Source organism: Coleofasciculaceae cyanobacterium, from assembly GCA_036703275.1.
In the GTDB taxonomy this organism is placed as follows: Bacteria; Cyanobacteriota; Cyanobacteriia; order Cyanobacteriales; family Xenococcaceae; genus Waterburya.
In genome coordinates this window covers 189,238-205,964 of the sequence record DATNPK010000111.1, presented here as the reverse complement: position 1 = coordinate 205,964, position 16,727 = coordinate 189,238, and the positions used below count along the sequence as shown (strand labels likewise).

The 16,727-nt window shown below is 39.0% G+C and carries 14 protein-coding genes and 1 pseudogene; 4 read left to right on the top strand and 11 right to left on the bottom strand.

The features are described 5' to 3' along the window. The first annotated feature begins 366 nt into the window (after positions 1–366). Positions 367–1,956, top strand: coding sequence for a glycoside hydrolase family 57 protein (locus tag V6C71_25880; protein ID HEY9771887.1), 1,590 nt, complete (start codon positions 367–369; stop codon positions 1,954–1,956). A 243-nt stretch (positions 1,957–2,199) separates the two neighbouring features. Here V6C71_25880 and lspA read toward each other — a convergent pair whose 3' ends face one another. Continuing rightward, on the bottom strand, positions 2,200–2,688 hold the full coding sequence (lspA, locus tag V6C71_25875) for a signal peptidase II (GenBank protein HEY9771886.1): 489 nt from the start codon (positions 2,686–2,688) through the stop codon (positions 2,200–2,202). Positions 2,689–2,775: 87 nt separating this feature from the next. Here lspA and typA point away from each other — a divergent pair, with 87 nt between their 5' ends. Continuing rightward, entirely contained in the window at positions 2,776–4,566 is a 1,791-nt protein-coding gene (gene typA, locus V6C71_25870; protein ID HEY9771885.1) for a translational GTPase TypA, read from the top strand. 270 nt (positions 4,567–4,836) lie between these two features. Here typA and V6C71_25865 read toward each other — a convergent pair whose 3' ends face one another. From V6C71_25865 to purH, 9 genes and pseudogenes are all read right to left on the bottom strand, one after another. After that, entirely contained in the window at positions 4,837–5,409 is a 573-nt protein-coding gene (locus V6C71_25865; GenBank protein HEY9771884.1) for a hypothetical protein, read from the bottom strand. Positions 5,410–5,567: 158 nt separating this feature from the next. Next, positions 5,568–5,879 (bottom strand): annotated as a pseudogene (locus V6C71_25860) (DUF4915 domain-containing protein). A 249-nt stretch (positions 5,880–6,128) separates the two neighbouring features. Further along, positions 6,129–6,347, bottom strand: coding sequence for a DUF4915 domain-containing protein (locus V6C71_25855; GenBank protein ID HEY9771883.1), 219 nt, complete (start codon positions 6,345–6,347; stop codon positions 6,129–6,131). Between the two features lie 73 nt (positions 6,348–6,420). Then, entirely contained in the window at positions 6,421–6,894 is a 474-nt protein-coding gene (locus V6C71_25850) for a transposase (GenBank protein HEY9771882.1), read from the bottom strand. Beyond that, the gene (locus tag V6C71_25845; protein ID HEY9771881.1) at positions 6,809–7,000 is read right to left on the bottom strand and encodes a hypothetical protein; all 192 of its coding nucleotides are present in this window, start codon (positions 6,998–7,000) and stop codon (positions 6,809–6,811) included. The genes V6C71_25850 and V6C71_25845 overlap by 86 nt, the downstream gene beginning before the upstream one ends. A gap of 316 nt (positions 7,001–7,316) precedes the next feature. Continuing rightward, positions 7,317–7,958, bottom strand: coding sequence for a hypothetical protein (locus V6C71_25840; protein ID HEY9771880.1), 642 nt, complete (start codon positions 7,956–7,958; stop codon positions 7,317–7,319). A gap of 204 nt (positions 7,959–8,162) precedes the next feature. Further along, positions 8,163–9,629 (bottom strand): PAS domain-containing sensor histidine kinase, encoded by a 1,467-nt coding sequence (locus V6C71_25835; GenBank protein ID HEY9771879.1) that lies wholly within the window; start codon positions 9,627–9,629, stop codon positions 8,163–8,165. Positions 9,630–10,894: 1,265 nt separating this feature from the next. Continuing rightward, positions 10,895–11,071 (bottom strand): 30S ribosomal protein S21, encoded by a 177-nt coding sequence (gene rpsU, locus V6C71_25830; protein ID HEY9771878.1) that lies wholly within the window; start codon positions 11,069–11,071, stop codon positions 10,895–10,897. 251 nt (positions 11,072–11,322) lie between these two features. Beyond that, on the bottom strand, positions 11,323–12,861 hold the full coding sequence (gene purH / locus V6C71_25825) for a bifunctional phosphoribosylaminoimidazolecarboxamide formyltransferase/IMP cyclohydrolase (GenBank protein HEY9771877.1): 1,539 nt from the start codon (positions 12,859–12,861) through the stop codon (positions 11,323–11,325). A 195-nt stretch (positions 12,862–13,056) separates the two neighbouring features. On the opposite strand from purH, the gene V6C71_25820 reads away from it, so the two are divergent. Both V6C71_25820 and V6C71_25815 read left to right on the top strand, forming a co-directional pair. After that, positions 13,057–13,260 carry a hypothetical protein gene (locus tag V6C71_25820; protein HEY9771876.1) on the top strand — a complete coding sequence of 68 codons (204 nt, stop codon included), beginning with the start codon at positions 13,057–13,059 and terminating at the stop codon, positions 13,258–13,260. A gap of 321 nt (positions 13,261–13,581) precedes the next feature. Further along, positions 13,582–14,130, top strand: coding sequence for a hypothetical protein (locus tag V6C71_25815; GenBank protein ID HEY9771875.1), 549 nt, complete (start codon positions 13,582–13,584; stop codon positions 14,128–14,130). A gap of 145 nt (positions 14,131–14,275) precedes the next feature. On the opposite strand, the gene pheT is transcribed toward V6C71_25815, so the two are convergent. Continuing rightward, positions 14,276–16,711, bottom strand: coding sequence for a phenylalanine--tRNA ligase subunit beta (pheT, locus tag V6C71_25810; GenBank protein HEY9771874.1), 2,436 nt, complete (start codon positions 16,709–16,711; stop codon positions 14,276–14,278). Between the last annotated feature and the right edge of the window lie 16 nt (positions 16,712–16,727).

The window sequence follows — 16,727 nt, the reverse complement described above, 5'->3', positions numbered from 1 at the left end:
CTGCCTCGTTCGCCAACAGCATGGTTGTACAAGCTGCTTTGTAAGCAGTATAGCCCACGCACACCAACGCCAGGGAAGACAAGGGGCTGTCTTTTCGGGTCTCCCGACAAGCTTGCTTGCACCGCATAGTTTGGTGTACGCCCCGTCCCAGGCAATGCGGACTTGTCCCCTGTCAAGCAGGATTGAGATAAGAAGATGGCGCTTGCGTTGACGAAGGGCTGTTACCTGAATTTGGGCGGTCAACATCGGGCAAGAAATCCCCCAAAGGTTTTGCCCGCAAATATTACGCCCTCAAAATTTATTTCAGGTGTTTACCAGCCCTCACCCCTTCCGCGGTCATAAAATTTTTAGAAATATTACTTTATCATGGCTCTTGGTTATCTTGCTCTCGTCTTACACGCTCACTTACCTTTCGTTCGACATCCAGAAAGCGATTTTGTTTTAGAAGAAGAATGGCTGTTTGAAGCTATAACTGAAACTTATGTTCCTTTGCTTCAGGTCTTTGAAAACTTGAAGCGGGACGGAGTTGATTTTAAAATGACTATGAGTATGACACCGCCTTTGGTGTCAATGCTACGCGATGAACTCCTACAAGATCGTTATGACGCTCATCTTACTCAGCTACAAGAATTAATTAGCAAAGAGCTAGAACGGCATCAGCACAATGGTCATATGCGCTATTTGGCTGAATACTATGCTAACTCCTTTAATCAAATCAGGAAAACTTGGGAAAGCTACAGCCGAGATTTAGTAGCTGCCTTCAAGCAATTTTTAGATAGTGGCAACCTCGACATTATTACCTGTGGTGCGACTCACGGTTATCTTCCTTTAATGAAGATGTATCCTCAAGCAGTGTGGTCACAAATCAAGGTCGCTTGCGAACATTATGAGTCCAACTTTGGTCGTCCACCCAAAGGAATTTGGCTACCAGAATGCGCCTACTATGAAGGTTTGGAAAGAATGCTGGCTGATGCTGGCTTACGCTACTTTTTAACTGATGGACACGGTATTCTTTATGCACGTCCCCGTCCTCGTTTCGGCTCTTATGCACCGATTTTTACCGAAACAGGAGTTGCTGCTTTTGGTCGCGATCACGAATCTTCGCAGCAAGTTTGGTCTTCCAAAGTTGGATATCCTGGTGCAGTTGAATATCGTGAATTTTACAAAGACCTAGGCTGGGAGGCTGAATATGAGTATATTAAGCCCTACATTATGCCTAATGGTCAGCGCAAAAATACGGGTATAAAATATCATAAAATTACTAGTCGTGATGGCGGATTGTCAGAAAAAGGTCTTTACGATCCTTATTGGGCAAGGGAGAAAGCTGCCGAACACGCGAGTAACTTTATGTACAATCGAGAAAGACAAATTCAACATCTAAACGATATGTTGCAGCGTCCGCCGATTGTAGTTTCTCCTTATGATGCCGAATTATTTGGTCATTGGTGGTATGAAGGGCCACAATTTATTGATTTTTTATTCCGCAAGAGTTGGTACGACCAAAATACCTACGACATGACACACCTGTCGGAATATTTGCAGCAGCAGCCTAACCAGCAGGTTTGTCGTCCGTCACAATCTAGCTGGGGTTATAAAGGATTCCATGAGTATTGGTTGAACGACACCAACGCCTGGGTTTATCCTCATTTACATAAAGCAGCGGAAAGAATGATTAAGCTGGCAAATCGCGAACCTGCTGATGAGCTTGAGTGGCGTGCTTTAAACCAAGCGGCTAGAGAGTTGCTGTTAGCGCAGTCCTCTGATTGGGCGTTTATTATGCGCACAGGAACCATGGTTCCTTATGCAATTCGCAGAACGCGATCGCATTTACTCCGCTTTAATAAAATTCACGAGGATCTTTTGGTAGGCAAAGTAGATTCTGGATGGTTAGAAAAAGTTGAGGCGATCGATAATATTTTCCCCAATATCAACTATCGTACTTATAGAAGTATATAGCAGGATCTTTAAAGCTTATTGCTTGACTACAGTTATTTATCAGCAGTAGAACATTTACCACAGTTAATATTTTTTTATCCCTTGTCAGTATTTTGTCTAATGCTGGAGGGATCTTTTATTGTAGTAAAAGCCTCAATTTAAATCGATAATGTCGATAATATCTAACTTAAATAAAAGTTCTTCAGGCGCAACTGCTGCTAATTTTTAGCTTTTAGACTTACTAATAAAAATTAGCAGTGATTTTTAATTTTTTTGAGTCGGTTTAGATGGAAAAGAAAAACTAGAGATTAGCAATAATAATACGCCAATATTAATCGCGACGTCGGCTAGATTAAATACAGGAAAGTTAATTAGGCGAAAATCTAAAAAATCTACCACATAACCAAAAAAGAAGCGATCAATACCGTTCCCAATTGCCCCAGCTAAAATAAATCCATATCCTAATTGCTCGGAGCGACTTAACCGGGGAGAATAGTAAACAAAAATAATTAAAATTAAGCTTACTATCAAAGAAATCCAGCGTAAAATTTCAACTTTTCCCCGAAAAAAGCTGAAGGCAGCACCAGTATTAATTACATAAGTTAAATGGAACACGTCTTGCCATAAAGCAAAAGTGTCGCCAACTTCGGCAAAATTTTGTACTACTATAAATTTAGTTATTTGATCGAGAATAATTCCCAAAATAGCTGTTAGCCAAAAGCTTCTTTTCCGTCTCATTAATTTCTTCCTCATAACATTTCGATCTAGATAAAAACCAACTTGAGCTATAATTATTAAGAAACTTTGAGCCAAAGATACAAAAGTCTATAGACCAATCATATGTCTCTTCCTATTCGCAACATTGCTATCATTGCCCACGTCGATCACGGTAAAACAACTCTCGTAGATGCGCTACTCAAACAATCGGGTATTTTCCGCGAAGGCGAAGATGTACCAGATTGCGTCATGGACTCTAATGACCTCGAAAGAGAGCGAGGAATTACAATCCTGTCTAAAAACACCGCCGTTAGTTATCAAGATACTTTAATTAACATTGTCGATACTCCAGGACACGCAGACTTCGGTGGTGAAGTCGAACGAGTTTTGGGTATGGTGGACGGCTGTATTTTGATCGTTGACGCTAACGAAGGTCCGATGCCTCAAACCCGTTTTGTACTTAAAAAAGCGTTAGAGAAAGGCTTACGTCCAATCGTTGTAGTTAACAAAATTGACCGTCCTCGCGCTCATCCTGATGGCGCAGTTGATAAAGTATTTGATTTATTCGTAGAACTGGGCGCAGACGACGACCAATGTGACTTTACCACTCTTTACGCCTCTGGTTTACAGGGATATGTCAAAGAAAATATAGAAGAAGAGGGTGTAGATATGCAACCCTTGTTTGAGGCGATTCTGCATCATGTTCCACCACCAGCAGGCGATGTTGACCAGCCCCTTCAGCTACAGGTAACAACTCTTGACTATTCCGATTATTTGGGTCGCATTGTAATTGGTAGAATTCATAACGGCGTTTTAAGAGCTGGTCAACAAGCTGCCTTAATTAAAGAGGATGGAAAGATTGTCAAAACCAAAATTTCCAAATTGATGGGCTTTAAAGGACTAGCCAGAGTTGAATTAGAAGAAGCCAGCGCTGGAAACATTGTCGCAGTTGCCGGTTTTGCCGACGCTAATATCGGAGAAACTATTACCTGTCCAAACGAACCTCAAGCACTGCCTTTGATTAAGGTAGATGAGCCTACATTACAAATGACTTTTTCGGTTAATAATTCGCCTTTTGCGGGTCAAGAAGGAAACTATGTAACTTCCAGACAGATTCGCGATCGCCTAATGCGAGAATTAGAAACTAATGTAGCACTTCGTGTCGAAGATGGAGATTCTGCCGAGAAATTTTTAGTATCGGGTAGAGGTGAATTGCATTTAGGTATCTTGATTGAAACTATGCGTCGTGAAGGATATGAGTTTCAAGTATCTCAACCCCAGGTAATTTATCGAGAAATTAATGGTAAACCCTGTGAGCCTTTTGAATATCTTGTGTTAGACGTACCAGAAGCTGCTGTTGGAAGCTGCATTGAACGTCTCGGCCAGCGTAAGGGCGAGATGAAAGATATGCAGAATGGCGGTGGACGAACTCAACTAGAGTTTATCATCCCTGCTAGGGGTTTGATTGGTTTTCGCGGTGACTTTGTCCGAATCACTCGTGGCGAAGGCATTATGAACCATAGTTTCCTAGAGTATCGTGATTTCTCAGGAGAATTAGAAACTCGCTACAACGGTGTCATCATTGCTTTTGAAGAGGGGATAGCAACGTTTTATGCTCTCAAAAATGCTGAAGATCGTGGAGTATTCTTTATTACTCCTGGTACTAAAGTTTATAAAGGGATGATTGTGGGCGAACATAATCGTTCTCAAGATCTGGATTTGAATGTATGTAAAGCCAAACAGCTAACTAACCATCGTGCTGCTAGTGGCGATGAGCTGGTACAGCTGCAATCACCTATGGAAATGAGTCTAGAACGAGCCTTGGAATATATTGGTTCTGATGAGTTGGTAGAGGTTACACCAGAATCGATCCGCTTACGCAAGCTTGGAACTAAAAAGCTGGCGAAAAGATAGATTTACTCATAGTTAATGCTTGATTACTAATTGTAATTAGCTTTTATTTAATTTAAATCGGGAAAAAAATAGCCTAGTTTAATTAATTTCACCAGGGTAGCTTATATTGCTACCCTTTTTTAATGTTCCTGGACATAAATTGCCTTTGTCGATGTTCTACTACTTCCAACTTTTGATGTTGTTCGATGTCAAATATGCTGGACAAAAATTGATTTCACAATTGAACTGCCTCAGCCAGAGTAGCGTTCACTAGAGTTATTCCAAGTTTCTTTAAAATTCTTCATCGTTTGGCTGTAGCTGTGGTTCAATCGGCAAACTATCCCTACCAGATTTTTCTAAATTAAGTTCCCATTTAGGTGGACTACTTGCAGGATTATATTTATAGCTTGCTAAACATTGATTAGTTTGATTAAAAATATTCAGACTATAGCCATATTTTCTAGCTACTGTACCAAATTGATTGACAAAACGATAACGTCCAAAATAATCCAATAAAGTCCATAATTGCCAATCAACAATTAAATTGATCTGATGTTTTTGAGGATAGGTAAGCCATTTTTCGACTAATTTACCATTGAAAGGATCGAACTGTTCTGCTGCCCACCAAAAGCTCGCTTGAGTATTATCTAGATTAGATTTAGCAGAGGCTACTGCATTTGAATTGTTTGAAACAGTTGCAAATTTGAGCTCTTTTGTAATTGTATTAATAGCTGATGAAGGTTGATTAATTGGTTGATTGCAGGTGTTAAAAAATTTTGTAGAAGTTTGTTTGGCGATCGCCAAATTATTAATTAATATAATGGATAGCCCAGTTAAAATAATCGTCGTGCCACATTTATTCATGGGTCAAAGTGATTATGCTTTTAAAATAGCTGCTTAGTTCAGAAAATTGATCCTATAAGTAATAATGCTGTATCTAAACCAAAAAACAATACTAAAAATACTAAATAATAGTAGCTCCTGCGTATAAACTTGATAGATAAATAATTAAATTCCTGCAATTATAACCGATCAATTGTAATCAGTCGGTTAATTTCATCAGATTTTAGACCAATCGCCATTGGTCTTCTTATTTTTGGCAATAGTGCTACATCATATAGCTCACTAACTATTCCTTCTAAAAGTAGCCAGTGAGCAATTTTTCCACTTAATAAATCAATTGCCAACAGTCCACAGAATGATTCTGTTGCTGACTGCTTTAGTTTGTCGTCTAATAGTAATCCAGAAAAAGTTTTGTTTCTCGATTGAGATAAACCGACTACGGCATAATTTTTATAAAAAGCGCAGCCACGTAAATATCCAGGACAAAAGACTACAGGCTCGAAAGTTCATAGTTGGCGCTCGATGTAACCAATATTCTCCCGTACCTGAATTTAGTAACCATTGAGATGACATCTGTCTTCAGCAATCAGCTGCAAAATGAAAGGTGGTTGCCACAGGGGTTAAAAACTATGAGTCTGGCTGACTGTGCCTAAACAGTTAAACAGAGTATTAGCAAATACTAATTTATTCGAGCGATCGACCACCGAGTTGTATATATCCAAATCTCTAACGTGGCTAAATTAGGGAATATAAAGACAATCATAACTATTATAGGTTTGCTCAGGTTTAAGAGCATTTTGAAACCCCCAGATTTGATACTGAGAACTAAGATATAGAGCTGATTGTTGAACCCATAAACCCATACAGCGGTCAAAAGTACGTTCAAAAACTGATAGCCTGCCGTTGGGTTGTAGACCAATTAAAATTTTACCCGCCTGGTACGTTTTGACACTCCCCATGCGTAAACGCAGGGGATTCTTGGTTCACTGAAAAAACTTACTTAAGCAGATTTTCATCAACCAAAATAGAGGTTTATTCTCCCCAAGCTTTAGTAGATCCCGTATGCCCTACGGTACTTAGCCCTATCGAAAGAATGTTTCTAGCTGCATTCTCATCTCGATCTAAAATGCAGCCACATTTACATTTATGAGTTCTAGTGCTAAGTGTTTTGGTTACTTTTGCTCCACACTCGGAGCATTTAACCGAGGTATATTGCGGCGGGACAGCAATTGTGATCTTGCCCAACTTATAACCAAAATACTCTAACCAAACTCTAAATTGATACCAACCTACATCAGTGATGGACTTTGCCAGATTGTGATTTTTTACTCCTTTGGCAATTGTTAAGTCTTCATAGGCGACTACATCGTTAGATGTGATTACGCATCGTGCCAACTTCACGGCATGATCTTTACGCTGCCTACTTATCTTTAAGTGCTTTAAGGCGTATCTTTTTCTGGCAGTTTTGATAAAAACGAGAGATCGCAGCCCAAGCTCTGTCTGCACTTGATTGTCTAGCCATTGAATTTAACGCCTCAGCAAAAGGAAACTCGGCAGCTAATACTTTGCAGTACGCGCTTAAATCGTATTTTCCTACTCCTTTGTTATCCATCCAATAGCGTAGTGCTTTGTTGCGTATGAACTGTGCCGTTAGAACGGCTTCGTCTATCGCTTAGTATTGAGCTTGTTTTGCGTATATCTTGGCTTCTAAAACTAACATAATCTTATGCTAGCATATCAGCATAAAATAAATCCGCCAATGCTAAGCCTGCCGTAAAGCCCCTGGCTTTAGACATGGGGCTTTACGGCACAATTCGGTAAATATCTTTAAACCAGAAGCTTCGAGCGAACCTTCAGATTGTCTTGACTGCATTTAAAATGTTTGGTTTGATTGACTTGATATCAATGAATATCAATGACTAGCCGCTCTATTTTGTTTCGGGAAGCATCAAATCAGCATGAGTATCAAATTCAGACTGCTCTGATTTGTCATCTGCTACACTCTCAGGTAATTCTAAATTAGCGTCTGTTTTTTTTAACTTAAGACATAGTTCAAACAAAACTTCTGCTAAATCACCGCGAGAAACCTTATTGGTCGATAATTCTGTTAGGCTAGATTCTAATTTTTCAAATATTTGCTGCTTGAGTAGCTGTAAATCTTGGTCTGAAGCGGATTTGGATTGAGCAATCTCCATTTTAAGACTATTCGCCTTAGCATTAAGACTATTTTGTAAAAAATCTATATTTTCGTAGCTGTGTTGAGATAACGTATCAAGCTGTTGCTGTATTTTACTCTGCTCTTGTTGAGCTGTAAGATTGACGTATTTAATTTTTCGCTGAGAATTAGCGATCGCATTTATTTTGTGCAGCAGCTTGTTTTCTAGTTGAGCCATTCGCTCTTCAATAAGCAGTTGAAACTTTTGCGAATTTGCTTCTAAGTGATTTAGTCTCTGGTTGTATTGTTCTAACTTATGATTATATTGGTTAATTTGTTCGCCAAACAAAAGATCTTGTAGCTGAGTAATGTTACCCAGCCTTTTACGCATTTCTGCCTTGGTTATCTCATTCATAGGTATAGATAATTTCTTCTCAAACAGATAAAGTGGTAAATTGACCTAAAATAAAAGGGTAATAGATACTTAGACAAAACTTACATAAGATCTTATATTAATGTGAATAGAATCAACTGGCAGGGCAGTTATGATCTCGCATTCTACGCCAAAAATTTGACTGGTGTTGGAATTTCTTAAAAAACAACCCAAGACTTCAAAAATTTACTTAATTGGCAGTGTAACAGCAATATTTGTGCCTCGATTTATCTGACTATCAACAGCTATTGAACCCTGATATAAATCTACGGACTTTTTCACAATCGATAATCCTAAACCCGTTCCAGGAGTGCTATAAACATTGCTCGCACGATAAAAAGATTCAAACAAATGCTTTTGCGATTCTTGAGGAATACCGATGCCGCGATCGCGCACTTGCAGTTTAATTTTGGCTGGTTGAGTGGAATAAGAAACAATTAACTCTACGGTTGCACCCGCAGGAGAATATTTTAGAGCATTTGATAATAAATTGTTTAATATATTTCTAATTGTCGTTCGATCTAAATTAATTTCTTTGATGGCAACTTGATAATCAAAATTAACTTTTTTGCCTGCATAAATCGAAGCTAATTTTTGAATAATCTGAAGACAGAAATTTTCTAAATCTATTGGTTCTAACTTTAATTTCTGTTTGTCTGATTCTGCTTTACTTAAAACTAAAATATCTTCTAATAAGGAATTCATGGTCAAAGCTGCATCTTGAATTGATTGCAGATAAAACTCGCGGTTTGAATTGCTTAAATTAGAATCTTCTCGCAAATTTTGGACGCAGAGTAAAATACTACTCAGGGGATTACGAAATTCATGAGAAGCCATGGAAATAAATCCTGACTTCAACTCTGTTAGTTCTTTTTCTTTGGCAAGAGATTTACGAATTTCAGTTTCTGCGTGCTTTCTAGCGGTAACATCTCTACCTATATATACACAGTTGAAAAAGTCTTTGATCTCTGTTGGCGCTACAAAACAGTCAAACTCAATCTGAATCGTTTGTTGTTGTTTGCTGATCAAGTTAACCTCGATCTTTTTAACAGCATCTTGTGAAGCTAATAAAGAACTGTATATTTGATGATGATTGAAGCTAGAATCTGGAATTAAATTATCGATCGATTGATTAATTAACTGTGATCTTTTCTGCTTAAATAGTTCGGTAGTTGATTTATTGACTCGTTCTATCTTTCCTTGAGGAGATGTAATCAACAAAACGTCTCGCATCGAAGCAATAATTTTGTTGGTACAGTATTGAAATCTTTGCAGCTTATTAAGGGTAATTTCTGCCTCATTTAGTTTTTGCATCGATGATTGTTGAGCTAAAGTCGATTCCGTGACATCTTCTAAAAAAATAGCCAGATGCTCTTCTATAGCTGTAATCGATAAATCAAAATATAAAACCCGATCCACCAGTTGCCGATCGCGAGAAATAGTCTCTAAAATAAAGCTTGTTTGTCGTCCCAAAAGTATTTCTTGGCAGGTTGATTCTAAGCCAACAATTTCGGGAAAGCCGACTCTAATATCTTCGCCAATTGCAATAGGTTGTTCGGCATATTTTTGAACGCCAGCCGAAAATTGCGTGATGCTCAAATTGCGATCGCACAATAAATATTCTTGGTTATCGACAACGGGTATTAAATCCACAGTTTAATTACAGTGAGCTTAATTTATTGTTACCTCAATCAACGTGAGTTCGACCAAGTTAGAAAGTAGCAGAAGGTAGTGCCAGTAATTCAATTGGCTCTAAATCAATACTACGGTGTTTTGATTGAGTCGCTTTGTTAGGTAGATAGGTATAAGCAATCAATCCAGCCATCAGATTTACTAAAAAATTCCCCCTACTACGCTGTCTTCAATGTTCGATTTGAAAGATATTTTGGAGTTGGTCGTTGACAGTCTCGATGTTATCGCTCTTTTACGCCCAAGAATTTGGTCAATCAGTTGAACAAGCTTCTGTTTCATCTTCTTTTGAGATCGAGTAATTAACTGGAGTTGTTGTTCCTAAAGCTGCTCAAAAAGATCTAGACAGATGTAACCACGGTCGCCAAATAATTTAGCGAAGATACCTAGAAGCAGATCTGGTAATGGTTTTCTCTCATCCACATTTGCACTACGTCAATTTAAAAGCAAGCAACTCACCTCTATCATTAATCATCAGATGAAGCTTAAAACCATCGTGCCACCCCATCGAGTTTTTGACCAACGCTCAGGCATATGCGAAGCGGTATGCTAAAGCACTAGCTTCGCGTCGCGGAGCGGTATGAAGTAAGCATATGCCCTAAAGGACGGCGGGGATCCTGACCCAACCAGCAATGTCGGGAAATACTTGCTCAGACCTGCTGCGACATGGCAGATACACTGTTATCGCTGTTGAATCGACCAAACTAATTCTCACTTCTCCTTTGCCGGTGTTGAGGAAACAACACAATAACATTAAAGACCAAGGCATTAACTCAACAAAGCGATTGTAGCTAACTAAATTGGTTCTGGCTTTTTGCCAATGTGGCAAGATGATAGCAAAAAGCGATCGCTACTGTTTTTTCATCAGGTGGCGATCGCTTATTAATGCAGTTGCTCATCAGGCTTTCGCCCAAAATTTCGCTGCATCGCTTTTTTAACTATAATAATGTCGCTTTTTTACTCAATTTTACCAATTACGCATCTTGTACGATCTACTTATATTTGGAGATGAATCAACATGGCGATTGAACTTTGCTGCTTGCCCTAAAGGACTCTATCACGGATACCGCTTCGCGACACGAAGTTAGTCCTTTAGGGCATATAGCTTCGCGTGACGCGCTAGCTTATCCGAAGGTGTACCCTTTAGGGAATCCTTTAGGCCGCGAAGCACCGTGTTTCGCTATCAAAATTGTTTAGGTGCGATTAAGTAAGCAAAATTGCCGCTCAATTTAACGGTAACGTTTTTTGCGACGAGCAATTGCTTTGCGCTTACGCTTTTCAATTGGTGTCTCGTGGTGACGACGACGTTTAATATCGGCAAAAATACCTGCTTTAGATACTTGACGTTTAAATCGACGTAGTGCAGATTCTATGTTTTCGTTTTGTCCAACAACCACTTGGGTCATTAAAAATCATCCTCCTTTCTTGATTATGACAGTAATAATTTTGTTTATTGTTATATCAGCTTGTTGCTGTTGAGCTTCTTATTATAGCCTCATAGCAAGCAACCCTATCTATTCTTCGGTTAAATACGAGAACTTACTTTTAATATTCACTGCTTAGGATTCTCAGTATCACATAATACAGTATAAACTAATAGCCGAATTCTATTTTATTTCCTGTATTCATTTAATTTAATCTTCAGATTAGCCAATCTTTAGTGCAAGAAATGGCGAGTACCGCTTAACACCATAACTATACCCAATTCATTAGCAGCAGCTATAGAGTCTTTGTCTCGAATCGAACCTCCTGGCTGAATGATGGCACTAATTCCCGCAGCCGCAGCAATGCGTACGGAGTCATCAAAAGGAAAAAATCCATCGCTAGCCAACACTCCCCCTTGCGCTTTTCCTGCTTGTTCCAAGGCAATTTTAACTGAACCAACACGGTTCATTTGCCCTGCACCAATACCCAAAGTAGTGCGATCGCGACTAACTAAGATAGCATTAGATTTAACGTGTTTAACTAGCTTTTGGGCGAACAACATTTCGGCAATTTGTTCGGCAGTAGGTTGCTTCTGGGTGGCAATCTGCCAATCATCGGGGTTTTCAATTTGGTCATCGCTCTTTTGAACTAAAAATCCTCCAGCGATCGCTTTTATGGTTTCTTTTAGTCCTTTAGCTAAGTCAGGTAACAATAATATTCTCAGCTTAGATTTAGCTTGCAAAATCTCTTGAGCTTCTTCATCGCAGCCAGGGGCAACCACACATTCTAGAAAAGTCTTAGTTAGAGCCTGTGCTGTTGCAGCATCAATAGACTGATTTAGTGCCACAATTCCGCCAAAAGCCGAGACGCTATCAGCATTGAAGGCTTTTTCATAAGCTTCTACCAGAGTACCAGCAACCGCTGCACCACAAGGGTTAGTGTGTTTTAATACTGCTGCCGCGGGTTCAGATGAATCAAATTCGGCAATAATTCGCCGTGCTGCCTCTAAATCTACCAAATTGTTATAACTTAATTCTTTTCCCTGTAGCTTAGACGCTGCTGCCCAACCTGACGCTACTTTACCAGTTTGATACCAGGCTGCGGGTTGATGAGGGTTTTCGCCGTAACGCAAAGACTGAACCTTGTTTCCACTAATACTATAAGTATTTCCTAAATCCTCTGACTGATTGAGGTTGGCAAAATAAGCAGAGATAGCGCGATCGTAACTATTAGTATGGGCAAAAGCATAGCCTGCCATTTGTTGGCGGAAAGTTAAAGATATTTCTCCGTTAGACCGCTGATATTCTATAAGATAATTCCCATATTGCTCGGGACTACATAAAACAGTCAAATATTTAAAATTTTTAGCTGCTGCGCGAATTAAAGTTGGCCCTCCAATGTCGATTTTTTCGATCGCTTCTGGTATAGTGACATTAGATTGGGATATTGTTTGCTCAAATGGATAAAGATTCACTACAACCAAATCCAAAGGACGAATATTATTAGCTTCCAAATCTGCCCGATCTTCTACCAGATCTCGACGAGCCAAAATTCCTCCATGAATGCGAGGATGCAAAGTCTTAACTCTTCCGCCTAATATCTCTGGTGAGCCTGTATACTCACTCACTTTAGTTACAGTAACACCAGCCTCCTGTAAAGTTTTGGCAGTGCCACCACTACTAATAATCTCAAACTGAAACTCTACTAACTGGCGGGCTAATTCAACGATACCAGTTTTATCGGAAACGCTTAAAAGTGCTAGACGGCTCATAATTGCTCTTACTTCAAAGGACAGGCATTACTTACCTTATGATATTTTTGATATTTTAAAAAATTCTTTTGATGAAGACGATTACATTAATACATTAAAGTGCGATCACGGTTAAAATCAAAACCATTTCAGATTAGTAAAACTATACTGTCAAATAGCAACTAAGTATAACAGTATCAAATTCGTAGATAGATTATGACTCCTAAAGATAAATTAATACAAGAATTAGATAACGTATCCGAACCTTTAATTGTTAAAGTTCTAGATTTTCTGTCTTTTTTACAAGCGAAACAAAAACAAGATGAGTCAGACATCCGCGATGCTCGTGCTGCTTTAGCAACTGTAGAAAACGAAGGTACAGTATCCTGGGATGAACTAAAAGCAAAAGTAGGACTGTGAATTATCGTATTGAATTTACAAAGCAGGCTGCCAAACTGTTTAAAAAATTATCTAATCAAGATCAACAAAGGCTCAAACCTAAAATCGATGCTTTAGCTCATAAATCCTCGTCCTAGTGGAGTAGTTAAGCTTTCTGGAGAAGATGATTTATATCGTATTAGGGTAGGGGATCATCGGGTAATTTACAGCATCTAAGATAACCGCTTATTAGTTTTGGTTGTAAAAATAGGGCATCGCAGAGATATTTATCGCTAAAAATCAGATAAGTTGAATTGTGGAATTGAATGTGTGTTTCACACTAAGATTTCCAAGTTAGAGTAATTGAGACAAGCGGGAGGTTTAAGTTCAATGTTTTGGGGAATGGAATTATCTTGGTCAGAAGAAGAAATTTTACGCAAATATCAACCAACTCTAGAAAAGTATGGCGTTTACTTTGACGAAGAGATTTGTAATCTGATTGAAAATTGTCCTCAAGATTTAGAATGTAGAATCCAAGCTTTTATTGGCTGGTTTCTGAGTTTGGAATATCGCACCTTATTAGAAGGTAAACATCTCAATCTTCCCGATGCTAATGAAACTTTAGCCAGAGTTTTCCAAGAAAAATGGCATCCTACCAAATTTCAACAAGAAAGATTAATGCAAGCGCATTTATTTCCTGCCGATTTAGCAATGAGAAATAAACTAGCTGAGATTAATTTTTTTCGAGCGATCGCCTACGAAATTCCCCACAACTCCAACCAAATTAAATTCTTTTATCGCGGTGTAATGATTTGGCGAGAAGATATTTCTAAGTTATTAAAAGTATCCAATCGTGGATTAATTGAGATGTATCACTTTCAAGTTAGACACCATAAAGAAAAACCAATCTAAAATGATTGATTATTTAATTATAAATAGAATTTAGATAGTCTAGCGTTATTTTATAATTTTTTGAATCTTTAGTATTACTTCTAATCTGGTGTATTATAGTAAAACTATTAAAAGCTATTAGCTCTCAGCTAATAGCTTTAAAAAATCAACTCCGCAAAGTGACATCAAACTTCTTCACTAAAGTATCGCGGACTTTTTGATGCACAGGATCGACATCTTTGTCGGTTAAAGTGCGATCGCTTGCTTGATAGACTAGATTAAACGCTAAACTGCGTTGTCCTTCGGGGACATTTTTACCTCTGTATTCATCAAAGACTTCTACCTGTTGCAGTAGTTTACCCCCTGCTTTACTCATGGCTTTGGTAATTTCCGCCACGGATAAATCTAAAGGTGCAAAGAAAGCTAAATCGCGATCCGAACCTGGATAGGTAGAATAGGCTTGGAATTTAGGGGTAGTAATAGTGTCTCGATCTAAAGCTGTTAACAGGAGGCTGAAATCTAATTCAAAGAGATAGACTTCATTAGCTAAATCCTTTTTTTGCGCCAGTTGAGGATGAATTTGCCCAAATACACCCAAAGGTTTTCCTTGCAACCATAAAGCAGCCGTACGTCCTGAATGTAGTCTCGATTCCTCAGTGGTTGGACGATATTCGACGCTGATACCCAGATTACTAAAGACGTTTTCTAATATTCCCTTAGCATCATACCAAGTCATCGGTGTACCTTTGCCACCATTAATCCATAATCCTGCTGAGGTGATATTCCCTCCCATAATACCTGCAACGGCATCTCTTTCTTGTAACTGATCGTCGTCTTGCCAAAATACCCGTTCAATTTCAAAAGCGTTGAGTGCGCCGTTACCCTGAGACTGATTGTAGACAAAAGCATCTAACAAACCCGAGAATAAATCGGCACGTAAAGCGGAGTATTCTGCAAATAAGGGATTAGCTAGCTTAACCTCTTTACCTGTAGGTTTTACTAAAGAATACTGCACTACTTCCGTTAAACCAACACCCCGTAAGACAGCGCGGAGTTTATTTTTAATCACATATTCCGCCGAAAGATAACCAGGTTCGGTTTGATCGGGGAGAGTATCACAAAAGTGATCGTAACCATAAAGACGGGCAACTTCTTCAATGAGGTCAATTTCTCGTTCTAAGTCCCGATACCGATAGGGAGGTACTTTAACCAGCCAAGTGTTTTCTTTGCCTACGACTGGTTCTAAATTACAGCCTAATGCACCTAAAATTGATTCAATATCGGCGGCTTCGATGTAACCAACACCATCGTCTTTATTAACCGCACCTAATATTTGGTGAATTCGACTTAAACGCAATTCAATAGCATTACGGCTAGTATGATCGACACGATGATCTGATAAAGCTTGGGTAACAAGAGTACCACCAGCTAATTCTTGCAGTAATGCGATCGCTCTTTTACAAGCTGATTCTAATTCTACTTGGTTAACACCCCTTTCATAACGGGTAGAGGCTTCACTACGTAAGTTGTGAGCGCGAGATGAACGACGAATTACAACAGGATCAAACAAGGCTGCTTCCAAGACAATATTAACTGTATGAGCATCAACTTCTGTCTCTTCACCCCCCATAACTCCTCCTAAAGCTACAGGTTTATTATTAGCGGTAATTAATAAGTTATCACTAGTCAAATCTCGCTCTTGTTCATCTAGAGTCTTTAACTTTTCTCCTTCTTGAGCAAAACGCACCCCGATAGTTAAATCATCACTCCCTGCAACTCGTTGTAACTTCTCTCGATCAAAGGCGTGTAACGGTTGTCCCCATTCCAATAAAATATAGTTAGTAATATCCACCACATTATTAATTGGACGTGTACCTGCTGCTTCTAACCGCCACTTTAACCAGTCAGGAGAAGGCGCAATTTTCACCCCTTCTATAACTGTACCGATATATGCCATACAGGCTGCTGGATCTTTAATATCAATTGCCAAAGAACTATTAGAAGCAATATTTTGTTGCTTAACTTCTGGCAATCTTACCTCTACACCAGTTAAGGCTGCAACTTCTCTAGCAATACCCACCATGCTTAAAGCATCAGCGCGGTTAGCCGTAGTAGCCAAATCCAGAATTACATCATCTAAACCCAATAAAGGACGCACATCATCCCCCGGTTTAATATTATCTTCCGCAAAAATATGTATCCCTTCAGACTCTTTTTCTAAACCCAATTCCGTCAAGGAACAAATCATCCCCTGCGAAGGTTCACCCCGCAACTTAGTTGGCTTTAATTTCAAATCAATTGCAGGTAAATAAGTCCCTATTGTCGCTACCGGAACAAATATATCCCCCCGCACATTTGACGCACCACAGACAATATTTAAAGGCTCGTCTGCACCAATATCTACCTTGCAAACACTCAATTTGTCAGCATTTGGATGTTGCGATCGCTCTATTACCTTCCCAACTACAACCCCGTCAGCATTGGCACGCAGGTCAATTAATTCTTCTAATTCAAATCCTGCTATAGTTAAAATTCTTCCCAACTCTTCAGGGGACATATTGATATCGACTAATTCTTTTAACCAATTTAGAGAGACGCGCATTACTGCCCTTATTTAT